The sequence below is a fragment of the Arthrobacter sp. 10T425 genome, from assembly GCF_056393985.1.
In genome coordinates, this window is record NZ_JBFTGZ010000129.1 from 1 (window position 1) to 369 (window position 369).

1 protein-coding gene is annotated in these 369 nt (G+C 72.3%); it reads left to right on the top strand.

Features of this window, described 5'->3' with window-relative positions; genetic code table 11:
• Window positions 1-369: hypothetical protein (locus tag AC1DDH_RS20845; RefSeq protein ID WP_476956274.1), on the top strand; the 369-nt coding region annotated here is incomplete at both ends.

The window sequence follows — 369 nt, forward strand, 5'->3', positions numbered from 1 at the left end:
GAGCAATGCCATCGCCACCTCGTCGCCAGCCGTGCTCGAGCTGAGCGTGGCCGCGCGCCGCGATCCGTCGACCGACCCGGACGTCTCGGGCCTGATCAACGCCCAGATCCAGGCCGCGCGCCGCTTTGCGACGGCGCAGCTCAGCAATTACAACCAGCGTCTGGAGCAGCTGCACGGCAAGGGCCGGGCGCCGTCTGGCAACCAGATCACGGTGCAGATGCCGCGCACCGAGGGCGATACGCGGCGCTGCGAGTCCGAGCAGAACMTGACCGCGCGCGATGCCTGCCTGCGCGGCGTGCTGCCCGCGAGCCGGCTGGCCGACACGGGCCGGCGCGGTGGGATGGATAGGGGAGCGGGATCGCGCGAGGC